The sequence below is a fragment of the Streptomyces guryensis genome, assembly GCF_021261325.1.
GTDB lineage: Bacteria > Actinomycetota > Actinomycetes > Streptomycetales > Streptomycetaceae > Streptomyces > Streptomyces guryensis.
Window position 1 is genome coordinate 21,327 of record NZ_JAJSBI010000036.1, and the last position, 14,940, is coordinate 36,266.

Here is a 14,940-nt window from a genome sequence, read left to right on the forward strand (position 1 = left end):
CACGTTTCACTGATCACGATGCCAGACGGCAGCGCCCTGAAGGAGCGCGGGGAACTGCGCGAACAACCACAGACAATCCGCAGCCGCCCGACAACCGGGCCACCCGAGCTCCTAGGCGACCACCACCCCCGAGTCTGCCCGCTCAGCCCTCCGCAGCAACGCCGCGGCCACGAACCCACCGAGCAGTACGGCCACCGCCCCCACCAACTGCCCCGTCTCCAACCCCGCGGCCAATCCGGCCGACGGCACCCGAGAGCTGAGTACCGCTCCCAGTACGGCGACCCCCAACCCGTTCCCGAACTCCGCGAGCGTCCCGTTGATCCCTGCGCCGACCCCGGCCTTCTCCGGGGGAATCGCGCTCATGATGGCGTGCGCCATCGCCGGGTTGGCGATCGCACACCCCCCGCCGATCAGCAACAGCCCGACCAGCGTCCCGGCATAACCCCCGGCGTCCAGCAGCGCTATGGACACCAGCCCGCCCGACATCAGCACCATCCCGAGCGCGATGGACACCGGCGTACCGAGCCTGGCCGCCCACTTCGCCGACAGCCCCGAGAAGTTCAGCACGACGACCGTCAACGCGAGCGGCGCCGTCCTCAGACCGGCCTCCAAGGGGCCGTAACGGAGCACGAGTTGCAGATGCTGGGTGAGCAGGAACAGCGCCCCGCCCATGCCGAAGGTGATCAGCACCGCACCGGCAACCGCCCCGGTGAACCGGCGGTCCCTGAAGAAGTGCAGGTCGAGCATGGGGTACGGGATCCGGGTCTCCCAGTACGCGAAAGCGCCCAGGACCAGTACGGCGACCGCCGCCGTCCCGAGCACCCGCCCCGACGTCCACCCGTGCTCCGGCCCGGAGATGATCGCGAACACCAGCGAGGCCATGCCGATCGTGGAGAGCAGTGCGCCGAAGAGGTCGGGGCGGTCACCGCGCGGGTTTTTCGACTCCGGGACCAGGGCCGCGACGGCCACCAGCCCCAGCGCCACCACCGGCAGGTTGACCAGGAAGATCGCTCCCCACCAGAAGTGGTTCAGCATGAACCCGCCGAGCAGCGGACCTGCCGCGAAACCCAGCGCGTTGACCGCCGCCCAGACGCCGATGGCCTTCGGCTGCTCCTCGGGCGTGAAGATCTGCATCGCCACCGCGAGGGTGGTGGTCAGCAGCAGTGCGCCGCCCACGCCCATACCGGCCCGCGCCGCGATCAACTGACCTGTGCTGCCCGCCAGCCCGGCCGTCAGCGAACCGACGCCGAACAGAGCCAGGCCCGCGATCAGCATCTTCTTGCGGCCGTAGCGGTCGGCCGCGCTGCCCGCCGTGAGCAGCAGCCCGGACTGGACGAGCGAGTACGCGTTGATCATCCACTGGATGTCGGAGGTGGCCGCGCCCAACTCCCTGGTGAGGGAGGGGATCGCCACGTTCAGGACGGTGTTGTCGAGCAGCACGGTGAGCTGGGCGAGACAGATGACACCGAGGATCGGCCAGCGCCGGGGGTGGCCCTGAGGCCGGCTCTGAGGGGACGTAGACATGCCATACACCGTATAGCTAGCTGCTATACGGTGTATAACGAGTTTTCCGTCAGGTACTTGCCTTCGGCGTCAGCTGCTCGCCTTGTGGGTCAGCTGCTCGCCTTCTGGGTCAGGTCGTAGAAGGTCGACGAACCGACCGTCACCTTCTTGAAGTTCTTCTCGACCCATGACGTGATCTGCGAGGACGTGCCGCTGCTGCTGCCGCGCATCATGCCGCCGCCGGTGCCGGACGAGATGAAGTAGTGGACCCTGCCGTCCGCCACGTACTTCTTGAACTGTGCGAGGGTCGGGGACGGGTCGGTGCCGTTGAAGCCGCCGATCGCCATCACCGGGTCGCCGGTGGAGAGCTGGTAGCTCGCCGCGTTCTGGGCGCCGATGGCCGCCGCGACCCAGGTGTACTGGGAGGAGTCGGTCTCCAGCAGCTTCTTGGCCTCGGAGCTGACGGACGCGCCGTTCAGCAGGCCGCCGACGCCACCGCCGCCGCCCATGCCGCCGCCCGTCCGGCCGCCGGGCATACCGCCCTGCTGGTTCCGGGTGGTGCCGTTGCCGTTCTGCTGACCTGGCATGCCGCCACCCGGGAAGCCGTTGCCGTTCTGCGTGTTCCCGTTCCCGTTCTGCGTGTTCCCGTTCCCGTTCTGCGTGTTCCCGTTCCCGTTCTGCGTGTTCCCGTTCCCGTTCTGCGTGTTCCCGTTCCCGTTCTGCTGGCCCGGCATGCCACCGCCGCCGAAGCCGCCCCGCATGCCGCCGCCGGGACCGCCCCGGCCGCCGCCCATCATGCTCGCGCCGGCCGGACCGGCCGTGACGATGGAGCCGGTGTGCGCGCTGTTCACGGTGGACAGGGTGTACGCGGTCGGCCCGGCCAGCGAGGCGACGATGCCCACGGCCGCCGCCCCGAGGGCGAGCTGCCGGTTGATCCGGCCCGCGAAGATCAGGCCGAGGGCGGCGACCAGTCCGCCGACCAGGACCAGGTACTTCAGCCAGGGCAGATAGTCCGAGGTGCGGTTGAGGAGTACGTAGCCCCAGGCGGCGCTCGCCACCACCGCGGCCGCGAGGGTGAGAGAGGCCCAGGTCTCGCGCCGCTTCTCCCACAGGAGCGCGGAACCCATGCCGACCACGGCGGCGAGGTAGGGGGCGAGGGCCACCGTGTAGTACTGGTGGAAGATGCCCGCCATGTAGCTGAAGACGACCATGGTCAGGAGCAGCGAGCCGCCCCAGACCAGGAACGAACCGCGGGTCACGGACGTCCGCCGGTACTTGCGCGTGGCCACCAGGCCCGCGACGAACAGGATCAGCGCGGCCGGCAGCAGCCAGGAGATCTGGCTGCCGACCTCGGAGTTGAACATCCGGTTCCAGCCGGTCGCCCCCCACATGCCGGTGCCGCCGCCTCCGCCACCGCCGCCGACGCTGCCGGTCTCGTTGCCGCTGAGACGGCCGAAGCCGTTGTAGCCGAAGGTCAGCGAAAGGAAGCTGTTGTCCTGCGAACCGCCGATGTACGGGCGGGAGGAGGCGGGCCACAGCTCGACGATCGCGACCCACCAGCCGCCGGCCACCACCAGCGCGCCCGTCGCCGCGGCCAGCTGCCCGAAGCGCTTCTTCAGCGACACGGGCGCGCAGACCGCGTAGACGATCGCGAGCGCCGGCAGGATCAGGAAGGCCTGCAGCGTCTTGCCGAGGAACGCGAAACCGATCGCGACACCGGCCCACACCAGCCACTTCGTACGGCCGTCCTCCAGGGCGCGGACCACGAAGTAGCAGGCGGCCGACATCAGCAGCGCCAGCATGGCGTCCGGGTTGTTGAACCGGAACATCAGCGCCGCGACGGGAGTGAGCGCGAGCACCGCGCCCGCGATCAGTCCGGCCGCGGGGCTGAACCGGCGGCGCACGGACGCGTAGACGACGGCGACCGTCGCGAGGCCCATCAGGACCTCGGGGACGAGGATCGCCCACGAGTTGAGGCCGAAGATCCGGACCGCCAGCTCCATCGGCCACAGGGAGGCGGGGGGCTTGTCGACGGTGATGGCGTTGCCCGCGTCCAGCGAGCCGAAGAAGAACGCCTTCCAGCTCTTGCTGCCGGCCTGGGCGGCCGCCGAGTAGAACGAGTTGGCGTAGCCGGAGGCGCTCAGGTTGTAGAGGTAGAGCAGGCCGGTGGCGAGCAGCAGGCCGAGGAAGGCCGGGCGTACCCAGCGGGGATCCTCCGGCCGGCCGCGCCAGAGTCTGCGGACGAAGGGCTGCTGGGGTTCACCGGATTCCGGAGCCGGGGCGGCCGGCGGAGCAACGGGCTCCGGCAGGTCCGTCGTCGCCGTCTGCGGCGGCCCCCACGCGGAGGGACCCGGCTGGGTCGTCTGGTCGTAGTGGGTGGTCATCGTCGTCAGTCCCTACGATCGGTGTCGGTCGGACGCACCGGCTGCAGATGCATGGTGGCGTCCTCCCAGCGCTGGTCCGCGACTTCACCGGCGCGGAACTGGGTCGTGTGATGGTTCTGGTTGCGCACGTTCTGGTTGCGCACGTTCTGGGACGGCACGTTCGGGGACGGCACGTTCGGGGACGGCACGCCCGGGTGCGGACCCGGGCGCTGCGGCAGCGGGGGCAGCGGCTGGTACGCCTGCTGCTGGTACTGCTGCGGGTGCGGGGCCGTCGCATCGGTCGGCGAGGACGGGGTGTGCGAGGCCACCACCGTGGAGTGCCCGCTGTCGCCCTTGTCGGGGAAGACCCACGCGCGGAAGAGCAGGAAGCGCAGCACGGTCGCCGCGAGGTTGGCGGCGACCAGCACCGCCAGCTCGGTGGAGTGCCCGGGTTCGGACGTCGCCGCGTTCAGGGCGGCGAGCGAACCGCTGGTCAGGGCGAGGCCGATGCCGAAGACGACCAGGCCCTGCGCCTGGTGACGGACGGCGCCGCCGCTGCCGCGCACTCCGAAGGTGAGGCGCCGGTTGGCCGCCGTGTTGGCGACCGCGGAGACCAGCAGAGCCAGCGCGTTGGCGACCTGCGAGCCGCCGAACTGGCGGAAGAGGCTGTAGAGGACGAGATAGAACAGGGTCGACAGTCCGCCGACGACACAGAACCCGACGAGCTGGCGGGCCAGCCCCTTCGGTACGTCCTGGATGTCGCGGTCGCGCGGGTCGTCGCCGAAGGGCCGGGTGATCCGGTCCAGCGGCAGCGACCCGGTGGCCAGGGCCTTGCCCACGCGCCACACCCCCTTGAGGTCCTCGGTCGCCGTCTTCACGATGTGGACGGTCGAGTCCGGGTCGTCGACCCAGTCGACGGGAACTTCGTGGATCCGCAGGCCGGCGCGTTCGGCGAGCACCAGCATCTCCGTGTCGAAGAACCAGCCGGTGTCCTCGACCATCGGCAGCAGCACCTGCGCGACGTCACGCCGGATCGCCTTGAAGCCGCACTGCGCGTCGGAGAAGCGGGCCTGCAGCGAGCCACGCAGGATCAGGTTGTACGCCCGGCTGATGAACTCCCGCTTGGGACCGCGCACCACGCGGGAGGAGCGGGCCAGCCGGGAGCCGATCGCCAGGTCCGAGTGACCGGAGATCAGCGGCGCCACCAGCGGCAGCAGGGCGTTGAGGTCGGTGGAGAGGTCCACGTCCATGTAGGCGAGGATCGGCGCCTCGGAAGCGGACCACACCGTCCGCAGGGCGCGACCCCGGCCCTTCTGCTCCAGTCGGAAGTTGGAGACCTCGGCGATCTCCGCCTCCAGCCGCGCCGCCACCAGCGGGGTGGTGTCCGTGGACGCGTTGTCCGCGATCGTGATGCGGAACGCGTACGGGAACGTGCGCTTGAGGTGGTCGTGCAGTCTCTGCACACACGGCTGGAGGTCCTTCTCCTCGTTGTAGACGGGGATCACTACGTCCAGGACAGGCGTACCGGCGTCGCCGGCCGGGAGGTGCTCCCGCGCCGGCAGAGTGCCGGGAGAAGAGTCGGTTCGCATGGGAACGACTCTGGTCAAGTGCCCTGTTGCACCCATGTGGTGGCACTGTGGTCTGCCTGTGAGTGCGATTGCCAGTTCGTTTCGGGGGCCGGTCGGGGCAGCACCGGGGCAAGGGCCGGCAGATGCACGGTGAACACCGTGCGCCCCGGAACGCTGTCCACGGTCACGGCACCGCCGTGCGCGGTCGCCACGGCCTGCACGATCGCCAGACCGAGGCCGGTCGACCCGGAGGCGCGGGAGCGCGACGAATCACCGCGCGCGAACCGCTCGAAGACGTGCGGCAGCAACTCCGCCGGAATCCCCTGCCCGTTGTCCTCGACGTCCACGCACATCCACGGGCCGCGGCGTTGCACGCGTGCGGTGACCGTCGTACCGGGCGGGGTGTGCTTGCGGGCGTTGCCGAGGAGGTTGACGAGCACCTGCTGGATCCTGGCGGCGTCCGCGGACACCAGGGCGGGCTCGTCCGGCAGGTCGAGCCGCCAGTTGTGGTCCATGCCCGCCGCGCGGGAGTCGCTGACCGTGTCGACGACCAGCGGGATCAGGTCGGTCTGCTCGAACTGCAGCGGCCGTCCGGCGTCGAGTCGGGCCAGGAGGAGGAGGTCTTCCACGAGCAGTGTCATCCGGCCCGCCTCGGACTCGATACGGCCGAGGGCGTGCCGGGTGTCGGGGCCGACCTGCTCTCTGCCGCGTCTGGTCAGCTCGGCGTAGCCGCGGATGGAGGCGAGGGGAGTACGCAGTTCGTGGCTGGCGTCGGCGACGAACTGCCGCACCCGCATCTCACTCTGCTGCCGCGAGTGCAGCGCACCGTGAACGTGGTCCAGCATCCGGTTGAGCGCGGCCCCGACCTGCCCCACCTCGGTGCGCGGATCGGTCTCGGACTCGGCGACACGCTCGCTGAGGTTCACCTCGCCGGTGTGGAGGGGGAGTTCGGAGACCCGGGTGGCGGTGGCGGCGACGCGGCGCAGAGGGCGGGTGGCTACGCCTACGAGGACGTAGCCGGCGATTACGGCGGCACCGAGACCGGCGGCGGTGACGCATACCTCGACGAGGATGAGGGTGTTGATGGTGCCGTCGTCCTCGGCGGTGGGGAGGGCGACGTAGTACGAGTCGCTGCCGTCCTCGCTCGTGACGTACTGGACGCGGTATTCCCCAAGCCCCGGAACGTTCACGGAGTGCGCCTTGTAGTCCTTCGCGACGGAGGAGATGGCCGCCTTCTGCGCCGAATCGAGGCCGCCCGCGCTCATGTCCTTGAACGCACCGTTGCTGTCCTTCGTCTGCTCGGCGATGGCGGCACTCGCGATCTTGCCATTCTGGAGGTACGCGGCGATGGTCTTGGGCTGCGTCGGGGGAAGCTTGACGAATTTCGCGGCCTTGGCGCTCGCCGGCGTGTTGTCATTCCAGGGCGCCTTGTCGTCCGAGTTGGCAGGGCCGTTCGGGTTCTCGCCCCGGCCGACGGGCGGCTGCTTGCCGTCCATGCGGCCGCCGACCGCGCGCATGGCGACATCCTTCACCTTAAGGTCGAGCTGCTGGTACAGGTGGGATCTGAGAGCAAGGGTCGTTACCGTCCCGATCACCGCACACACAACGGCGATCAGCACCACCGACGCGACGACGAGCCGCGCCCGCAGGGTGCGCGGCTGTCCCGCTCGTCGCTTCTGCGTAGGCGGTCGTCGTCGTCCGCTCATGACACGGCAGGCTTGATCAGATAACCGGCCCCACGCCGGGTGTGGATCATCGGCTCACGACCGGCGTCGATCTTGCGCCGCAGATAGGAGATGTAGAGCTCGACCACATTGGCCTGCCCGCCGAAGTCGTACGACCACACCCGGTCGAGTATCTGCGCCTTGCTGAGTACGCGCCGCGGGTTGCGCATCAGGAAGCGCAGCAGCTCGAACTCGGTGGCGGTGAGGTGTATGCCCTCGCCCGCCCGGCTGACCTCGTGACTGTCCTCGTCCAGCGTCAGGTCACCCACGACGAGCACGGAGTCCGAGCGCCGGTCTGCCGCACCGGAGCGCCGGATCAGCCCCCGCAGCCGAGCAACGACCTCTTCCAGGCTGAACGGCTTGGTGACGTAGTCGTCGCCACCGGCGGTGAGACCCGCGATCCGGTCCTCCACCGCGTCCTTTGCGGTGAGGAAGAGGACGGGAACGTCCGGCAGTTCACGGCGCAGACGCCCCAGGACGGTCAGCCCGTCCATGTCCGGCAGCATCATGTCGAGGACGACGGCGTCGGGCCGGAACTCCCGCGCGGTCTGGAGGGCACCCGTGCCATCCCCCGCACTCCGGATCTGCCATCCCTCATAGCGAAGGGCCATGGACAGCAGCTCGGTGATCGACAGCTCGTCGTCCACCACAAGCACTCGGACGGGGCTCCCGTCCGGCCTCAGCAGTTCGGTGCGCCCCTGGGGCGAGGTCGTGGTCATGGTGGACACACTGTCTGGATCCTCTGAGAGCACCCTTTCGGCAACCTGTGATTTCCCTGAGAAACGCACAGGCGCCTCTCAGGCAACTCCTGGGAAGCCCCTGACCTGCGGCGCTGCGCGTGGCCCGGGCTCCATCAACGGTGGGACGGTGTTGATCAGGGCGTAAAGCCTGCCTGTGGACTCTCACAGCCCGAACAGCCGTGCCCCGTTGTCATGGCACACGGCCCGCAGCCACTCCTCCCCCATGCCCAGCCGCTCCAGCGCGTGCAGCTGATGGACGTACGGATACGGGAGGTTGGGAAAGTCGCTGCCCAGCAGGATCCGGTCGCCGAGGCCGGCGAGCCGTGGCAGCGCCCGCCGCGGGAACGGCGCGAACCGCTCGCCGAAGTCCGTGAACGCCATCGTCGTGTCCAGCCGCACCTCCCGGTACCGCTCGGCAAGGTCGAGGAAGTCCTCGTACTCCGGCATCCCCATGTGCGCGACGACCAGCCGCAGCCCGGGATGCCGGGCGAGCACCCGCCCGACCGGCTCGGGCCCGGTGTGCTTGCCGGGCGCGGGACCCGAACCGCAGTGCATCACCACCGGAACTCCCGCCTCGGCCAGCAACCCCCAGGCAGGGTCCAGGAGTTCACTCGCCGGGTCGTACGCCCCCACCTGAACGTGCGCCTTGAAGACCCGCGCCCCCGCGTCGAGGGCTTCCTGGACGTAGGCCTCGACGCCGGCCTCCGGAAAGAGGGTTGAGGTGTGCAGACAGTCGGGGGTGCGGGCGGCGAAGTCCACAGCCCAGCTGTTGAGCCACTGCGCCATGCCGGGCTTGTGCGGGTAGAGCATGGCGGTGAAGCGGCGCACGCCCAACTCCCTTATCAGCGCGACCCGTTCCGCTTCCTCCTTCCGGTAGGTGATCGGCCATTCGACGCCGCCGGTCAGCGGCCCCAGCGAGTCGAAGTAGCTCCACACCTTGTGCAGCACCCGCTCGGGCATGAAGTGGGTGTGCACGTCGACCAGCCCGGGCAGCCCGAGCCGCTTCCAGAACCGCCGGACCTCGTCCGCCTCGCTTCCCTCGGTCATGCGCCGGTCCGCTCGAACCCGTGGCTGTGCTCGACCTTGGCGATGTGCAGGGAGTAACGCTCGTACCAGTGCTCCCGCCCGTATGCCTTGGCGACCCGGTGCTCGGTGTGGTTGCGCCATGCCTCGATCCCGGCCAGATCCCGGAAGTAGGCGACGGTGACGGAGAGCCCGCCGGGCGTGCCGGCGTAATCCTCACCGAGGAACCCCGGAATCTCCTTCACCAGCTCGCTCAGGCGCTCGGCGGTCTCGCCGTACCCGCCGTCCTCCTCGACGTGCACGGAGGTGAAGACAACGGCGTAATAGGGCGGCTCATGGGCGGGGACAGGGACAACGCGTTGATCGATCATGTCCTTCACGATCGCCCCCGGCCCGCCCCCCGTCCACCCTCCTTGCCGAAAGGGATCCACAAGGGATCCGGCTCTTGACCGTTCCACACCGCGCCTTCCGCGCCGCACCGCCCCACGTTCTCGTCATGCCGTCAGAACAACCCGCCCCGCACTCCCGCAGCCTCCTTGAACTCCCGTACAGGAACCGTGAATCCACTCTCACCTGCAACCGGCACGACCTCCCACCCGGTCATCAGCCGGGTGTCGAGCACCACGACCCCGCGTCCGGTCGCGAGATGCAGGTCCGGACCGGCGGCCGCCCCCAGTTCGCCGCCGACTGATCCGCCGGCGACCAGCTCGCGCACCTCACCGACCGCTGACAGCAACCCGGCGAGCCCGAACACCTCCACGTGATCGACGACTTGGCAGGGCTCCCTCACCAATGACTCGGGCCAGTCGGCCAACCCCACAGCCCGCCCGTGCAGCGCCTCGACCCCGGCCGCCCGCGCCGCGGCCACCTCCGGGCAATGCTGACCGCACCGCACGCTTCTCGGCGTACGGAATCCGGTCGGGCACCTGGAGCGGATCACCGCTCGCCTGGGGCGAACTGACGAGCCGAATCCGTGTCCCGGCGGATTTGGGTTCGCCGCACATCTCTACTGCATCGCGCCCTGCCAGAAAGCGACTATCGGGGATATCGGGAGCAGAAACGCAGGTATTCCCGCTCGCCAGAGACATGGCGGGACGATTCCGCGAGGTCACACGATTGGCCGCGCCCGAGATGAAGCCTGCCGCAGGAGTAGGCAGAGTGATGGACACGGGGGCAACACAACCAACACGCCTGGAGATATCCATGTCACGAATACTCGCGATCGGCGCCGTCCTTGGCATCGCTCTCGCAACCGCGTCTGCCACGGCCGGATCCGCGATGGCCGCGCCGTCAGCCCTTCACACCGCCACAAAGGCCACAACGGTCCAGTCCAGCCCGCTCGCCTATCACCACGATGATGATGGCGACTGCGACGGCGTCGGCAACCAGTGCGCATGACACCTATCCCCGCGTGAGATAGGGGCAGGCAGAGGAGGAGGGCTTTATGCCTGTCATTTCCTCCTCTGCCTCCCTAACGCGCGACACTCACACTCTACGAATATGCCGTGGTCGGTGTCGGCCTCGCCATAGCCCCGGATCCAGGAGCCGGCCTGCTACAGCCGGAGCAGCCCAGAGGTCAGTCGGTTTGCCAATTCACTGCACATCTTGGTTATTGAAACGTTTGGTCGCCGCTCATGGCCAGCGTCCTTCGAAGTTGCCTGATTCAACGACCCCGCGGCCGGCCCGGCTTGGCGGGACATGGATGACCGAGCCGAGCACCAACGCGCGGGCCGAGCCCTCACCATGGCCCTAGCGGCCCCGTTGGGGTCGGGCGCTGTTTCCCAGTGGCCAACCAGACAGGGCGACCGCGGCGGCACGCCCGGCGATCGCACGTCGTAGCACTGGGCAGCGTGCATCTTGACTCCTCCCCCTCGCAAACGAGGGGGATACCTGGCTCAGACAGCCTCCGGGAGCGGCGCTCCCGGGGGCCTTACGCTGTCGGCACCGGCCGGCTGAGACCAGCCCGGACGAGCATCACGCGGGCGGAGTTCTTGTCCCGGGGGGACGCCGTTCCGCAGGCGGTGCAGGTATACGTTCGTTCGGACAGCGGCAGGGCGTGCTTGGCTCTCGCTCTCGCTCCGCTGGGGGTCCCCCCGCGCCCTTAAGAGCAGTGGGGAGCGCGCAGTCCATGGTGGTGTGGGCCGGCTGCACCAGGTGCACGATCCGGCCCTGCTTGCGGGCCATCTCCAGCAGAGCCCGTTTGGGGGCGCCGATCGCCGCGTCAGCGGGGTCGCCCGCAACACCCCCGGCACCGTCGCCGTCCGAGACCCGAAGGACGCGGACGGGCCAATACTCCAGGTCGCGCCAGGGGGGTGGCGCCGACGGTGCCGCCGCAGCCGGGGTCTGGACAGCCTTCCTCCGCCTTACTGACCGGCTCCCAACCTGAACCCCATGGCCGAGGCGCCGCGCGCCGGCCCGTCGAGATTCGACCGACAACTCAGAACAAGCCGTCCTGCGCGCTGGGTCCACGCTTGAACTCCTTTATCGGAAGGGTGAGTTCGCCCTCTCCTGCAGGTCCCTCGACAGGAAGCAGCTCCCACCCCCGCATCAATCGCGTATCCAGCACAACGACCCCACGCCCGGCCACCAGATGCAGATCCGGCCCGGCCGCCGCAACCAACCGCCCGCTCACCGTCCCACCTGCGACAAGCTCGGTCACCTCCCCCACGGCGACCGGGACATTCGTGAGCCCGAAAACACCCGCGTGATCGACCGGTTGGCAGGGCTCACGGGCGAGTGACTCCGGCCAGCCGTCCAGTGCGAGCGCCCGCCCGTGCAACTCCTCGACCTCAGCCGCCCGCTCCGCAGCGGCCCCCGGCAACCCGGACCGCACCGCCCGCTTCTCGGCGTACGGAATCCGGTCGGGCACCCGGAGCGCGGCCCGCAGCAACTCCTCGGTGCGCCGCGCCGCCATCAGCGGCCCCACCCCCAGCCAGCTGAAGCACACCGCACCCTGCTCAAGCAGCCGGGCGGAGCCCCGCTCTTCGGCGGTGATCCCGACCTTGACCATGCCGGGTCCGAACCACGCCAGATACACGTGGTACGGCCGCGGGTCGTCCGCGATCGTGTCGGCGGCCACCGAGTGCGCCCGGTCCAGCCGCGCACACTCCTCGCACCGCGCCCCCGTACTCCGCCCCGGCACGACCGCCCGCACCGGACACGCATGTCCCCGCGCTCCCACACACGTCCGCACACCCCCGTCCGCGACCCCGAAGGCCACCCGTTTCCCCCACGGCAGCGAGCTCACCCGCCCGCCGTCCCACACCAGCACGGGGCCGTCCCCCGACCACCGCAGTCCCGTGCATTTCCATGACTGTGCCATCGCTCACGAGCGTAAGCGGGGGCACTGACAACGGCCTGGCGCGGCGGGAAGGGGATACCGCCCACGTCACCACAGGCGCGGTCACCGGAATCCTCAACCGCCTGGAACGCGCCGGCCACGTCACCCGCCGTCCCGACCCGGCGGACCGACGCCGGGTCCGCGTGACCGCCCTGTCAGACGCGGAGGTCCGCGCCTACGAGGTCTACGAGGTCTACGAGGTCTACGAGCCGTACTACGCCCGCCTGGACACACTCAAGGAAACCGCCATGAAGCCGCTCCTGCCCTCCCAGCCGAGCACCACCACGGACGAACAACCTCGCCGAGGAGCACCACCATGGACGAACGACCTCGCCCCGCTGCTCGCCGCCTGGGACCTGGCAGACCCTGCTGCACACCCGGCCCTCGCCGACCCCGAGTGGCGGCATCTGCTGGACGAGATCGCCCACCCCCGCACCACCCAGGGGTTCCACTGCCCGGCGGCCGCCGCTTGAACTCGTCCAGCTGTGTCCGCCATCTGTGTCGGTGTCAGATCCCGAAAAGCACGAGGCCCCGGAGGAATCCTTCGGGGCCTCAAATGCGTGTGAAATCAACAGGATTCGGGCCTGCTACGGGCCGGAGCAACGATGCCCGGTTCCCCCGGTTGAGCGTCATTGCCCCCGTATGCCAGCTCCGAAGAGCGCGGCGGCACATATCGGATTAGCCTCCCAAATGAGCGCCCAGTGGATCTTTGATGTGCGCTCCATTCACCCAAGGAGGAGTCATGCGCAAGCTTCACAAGGCCGCTGTCGCGGCCGCCATCCTCGGTAGCTTCACCTTCATAGCCACCGGCACCGCCACCGCCCAGCCCGCGATCCTCATGCATGAAGGCGGCGGATGCAGGTCCCACGACCTGAACGTCGACATCCTTGGCCAGGTCGGGCTGCTCAACGGCCTGCTGGGCAATGCGCTCAATGGCGAGGGCAACGCGGGCGGCCAGAACAACCACGTCGGCTCCAGTACCTGCGAATAGGTGGCCACCGATCGCGTCACGTAGCTGACCGACTTGGGTCTCGGCGCCCGGAGCACAGCTCCGGGCGCCGAGCGCTTTCTCCGCCCACGGGTCACCGCCCCCCTGAAACGCAAGAGGCCCCGGAAAGATCCGGGGCCTCTTGCCTTTGTGCCGTCGTCGCCGCCGGGACTGTCGTCAAACAGATGCCCCTGGTCCCGGCGGGCTCAAGTCCCGTACCGACCTTGGGCAGAAGGCCTTGCGCAGAAGGCCGTGCGCAGAAGACCGTGCGCAGAAGACCGTGCGCAGAAGACCGTGCGCAGAAGACCGCAGACCAGCAGACCGCAGACCAGCAGTCGGTTCCAGATACCGCGCGGCGTTCGACGGCGACGGCGCCGGGGATGCCGACCTCGGGTGCGGCGCCGATGACCTCGGCGGAGGGCACCGCGAGGGCGGGGCGCACGGCCTTGCCGCCGTCGGCGTCGTTTCAAGCCGAGTTCCCCCGGCGGGACCTGGCCCGCAGGAACAGCGCCCCCGCCGCCGCGGCGAGGAGCGTGCCGCCCACGGTCCAGGCCGCCACGCTGAGGCGCGACGACCCGAAGGGAAAGGCCTGCTCCGTGGAGCATGCCTTTCCCCGGGCTGCGCCGGCGATGCGCAGCCGGGCCCATGGCTTGTCGTGGCCGCTCTGGCCGACGTCGTGCCGGTAGACGACGTAGAGGCCGGGCGCGGCGTCGCACCTGAGGGTCGTGGTGGCGGTCAGGACGGCCTTGGCGCCGCGCAGGACGGGGCGGTCGGTGAAGGCGCGGGAGCTGAGGCCGATGTCCCCGTCCGCCCCCTCGTCGTCGTTGTCGGTGATCGTGATGCGCTTGCCGGCCAGGAAGGTCCGCACGTCCCACTCCGACTGGGGCCAGGTGGCGTCCGGGGCCCAGCGCTCCTCAAGGCCGGGCCGGGGCAGCTTCTTCACCTTGTCGTGGCAGGCCCGGCGGGCGGCCTCGTCGGCCGGCTCGACGCGCACCCGCGCCCAGCGGAACGGATGCTCGTCCGGGCCCACGTCTCCGGCGCCGCGCCGCAGGACCGGATAGGTGCCGGGCCTGGCCTCGCAGGCGATGGTGACGGTGGTGGTCAGCAGCGGATCCATCATGCGCAACTTGCCTGTCGCGAGGAACACGGACGAGCGCATGGTGTCGCCGTACTGCGCCTCGCCCCGCTCGGCATCGACGGACAGCGAATCCCCGGGCCGCACCGACCTGACGCTTCCGTACCTGAGCGATGCCGTGGGCTGCGAGACCGAGGCTGAGACCGAGAGCGAGACCGAGGCTGAGCCCGAGAGCGAGACCGAGGCTGAGCCCGAGGCCGCAGCCGGTCCGGCCGCCAGAAGGGGCAGCAGAAGCGGGAGCGCCGCCCACGCGGCGGTACGGAATCTGTCCATCACCGCTGCCTGTCCTGTCTTTTGACGTTGTGCCGGACAGCACCGCGGGGTCAGCATGCCGGCCGCCTTGATTGTCGAACTTGCGTACGGTCGAACGAGGCCCGGCATCACGCACCATGCTCGGCATCACTCACCGTTCGGCTGACTCCAAGACGGAAAGACACCTTGTTGCGTTCCGGATCCACAGCCGGACGTCGGTGTCGACGCCGTTCATCCGGCCCGCCCGCTGTCATGCCCCTGCCTTGCCCGTGCTACGTTGCGCCCCTTGATCGTGAAGGTTGTG

11 protein-coding genes and 3 pseudogenes are annotated in these 14,940 nt (G+C 69.5%); 2 read left to right on the forward strand and 12 right to left on the reverse strand.

The window, feature by feature from the left end; translation table 11 throughout:
* Nucleotides 1–111: 111 nt before the first annotated feature.
* From LJ657_RS42520 to LJ657_RS42565, 10 genes and pseudogenes are all read right to left on the reverse strand, one after another.
* Nucleotides 112–1,524: an MFS transporter gene (locus LJ657_RS42520; RefSeq protein WP_232655067.1), complete on the reverse strand. Its 1,413-nt coding sequence runs from the start codon at nucleotides 1,522–1,524 to the stop codon at nucleotides 112–114.
* A gap of 89 nt (nucleotides 1,525–1,613) precedes the next feature.
* Complete coding sequence (locus tag LJ657_RS42525; protein WP_232655068.1) at nucleotides 1,614–3,887, reverse strand: glycosyltransferase family 39 protein; 2,274 nt, start codon at nucleotides 3,885–3,887, stop codon at nucleotides 1,614–1,616.
* Nucleotides 3,888–3,892: 5 nt separating this feature from the next.
* Entirely contained in the window at nucleotides 3,893–5,455 is a 1,563-nt protein-coding gene (locus LJ657_RS42530) for a bifunctional glycosyltransferase family 2/GtrA family protein (RefSeq protein WP_232655069.1), read from the reverse strand.
* Between the two features lie 14 nt (nucleotides 5,456–5,469).
* Nucleotides 5,470–7,140 (reverse strand): sensor histidine kinase, encoded by a 1,671-nt coding sequence (locus LJ657_RS42535; protein WP_232655070.1) that lies wholly within the window; start codon nucleotides 7,138–7,140, stop codon nucleotides 5,470–5,472.
* Nucleotides 7,137–7,877: a response regulator transcription factor gene (locus tag LJ657_RS42540; protein ID WP_232655071.1), complete on the reverse strand. Its 741-nt coding sequence runs from the start codon at nucleotides 7,875–7,877 to the stop codon at nucleotides 7,137–7,139. The genes LJ657_RS42535 and LJ657_RS42540 overlap by 4 nt, the downstream gene beginning before the upstream one ends.
* A 183-nt stretch (nucleotides 7,878–8,060) precedes the next feature.
* Nucleotides 8,061–8,945, reverse strand: coding sequence for an amidohydrolase family protein (locus LJ657_RS42545; RefSeq protein ID WP_232655072.1), 885 nt, complete (start codon nucleotides 8,943–8,945; stop codon nucleotides 8,061–8,063).
* A complete protein-coding gene (locus LJ657_RS42550) occupies nucleotides 8,942–9,292 on the reverse strand; it encodes an antibiotic biosynthesis monooxygenase family protein (protein WP_232655073.1) in 351 nt (116 codons plus the stop codon). Before LJ657_RS42550 ends, LJ657_RS42545 begins: the two co-directional genes overlap by 4 nt.
* Before the next feature lie 131 nt (nucleotides 9,293–9,423).
* Nucleotides 9,424–9,853, reverse strand: a pseudogene (locus tag LJ657_RS42555) (DUF2797 domain-containing protein); the annotation flags it as partial.
* Nucleotides 9,854–10,816: 963 nt separating this feature from the next.
* Nucleotides 10,817–11,162, reverse strand: a pseudogene (locus tag LJ657_RS42560) (zinc ribbon domain-containing protein); the annotation flags it as partial.
* A gap of 196 nt (nucleotides 11,163–11,358) precedes the next feature.
* Nucleotides 11,359–12,243 (reverse strand): DUF2797 domain-containing protein, encoded by an 885-nt coding sequence (locus LJ657_RS42565; protein WP_232655074.1) that lies wholly within the window; start codon nucleotides 12,241–12,243, stop codon nucleotides 11,359–11,361.
* Here LJ657_RS42565 and LJ657_RS49230 point away from each other — a divergent pair.
* Both LJ657_RS49230 and LJ657_RS42580 read left to right on the forward strand, forming a co-directional pair.
* A complete protein-coding gene (locus LJ657_RS49230) occupies nucleotides 12,231–12,734 on the forward strand; it encodes a MarR family transcriptional regulator (RefSeq protein WP_372488051.1) in 504 nt (167 codons plus the stop codon). The two genes, LJ657_RS42565 and LJ657_RS49230, sit on opposite strands and share 13 nt — an antisense overlap.
* Before the next feature lie 269 nt (nucleotides 12,735–13,003).
* Nucleotides 13,004–13,252, forward strand: a complete 249-nt coding sequence (locus tag LJ657_RS42580) for a hypothetical protein (protein WP_232655075.1) — start codon at nucleotides 13,004–13,006, stop codon at nucleotides 13,250–13,252.
* Between the two features lie 355 nt (nucleotides 13,253–13,607).
* Here the strand turns inward: LJ657_RS42580 and LJ657_RS42585 are convergent.
* Together LJ657_RS42585 and LJ657_RS42590 are read right to left on the reverse strand one after the other, a co-directional pair.
* Nucleotides 13,608–13,712, reverse strand: a pseudogene (locus tag LJ657_RS42585) (polyprenyl synthetase family protein); the annotation flags it as partial.
* A 3-nt stretch (nucleotides 13,713–13,715) separates the two neighbouring features.
* The gene (locus LJ657_RS42590; protein WP_232655076.1) at nucleotides 13,716–14,471 is read right to left on the reverse strand and encodes a hypothetical protein; all 756 of its coding nucleotides are present in this window, start codon (nucleotides 14,469–14,471) and stop codon (nucleotides 13,716–13,718) included.
* Nucleotides 14,472–14,940: the final 469 nt, after the last annotated feature.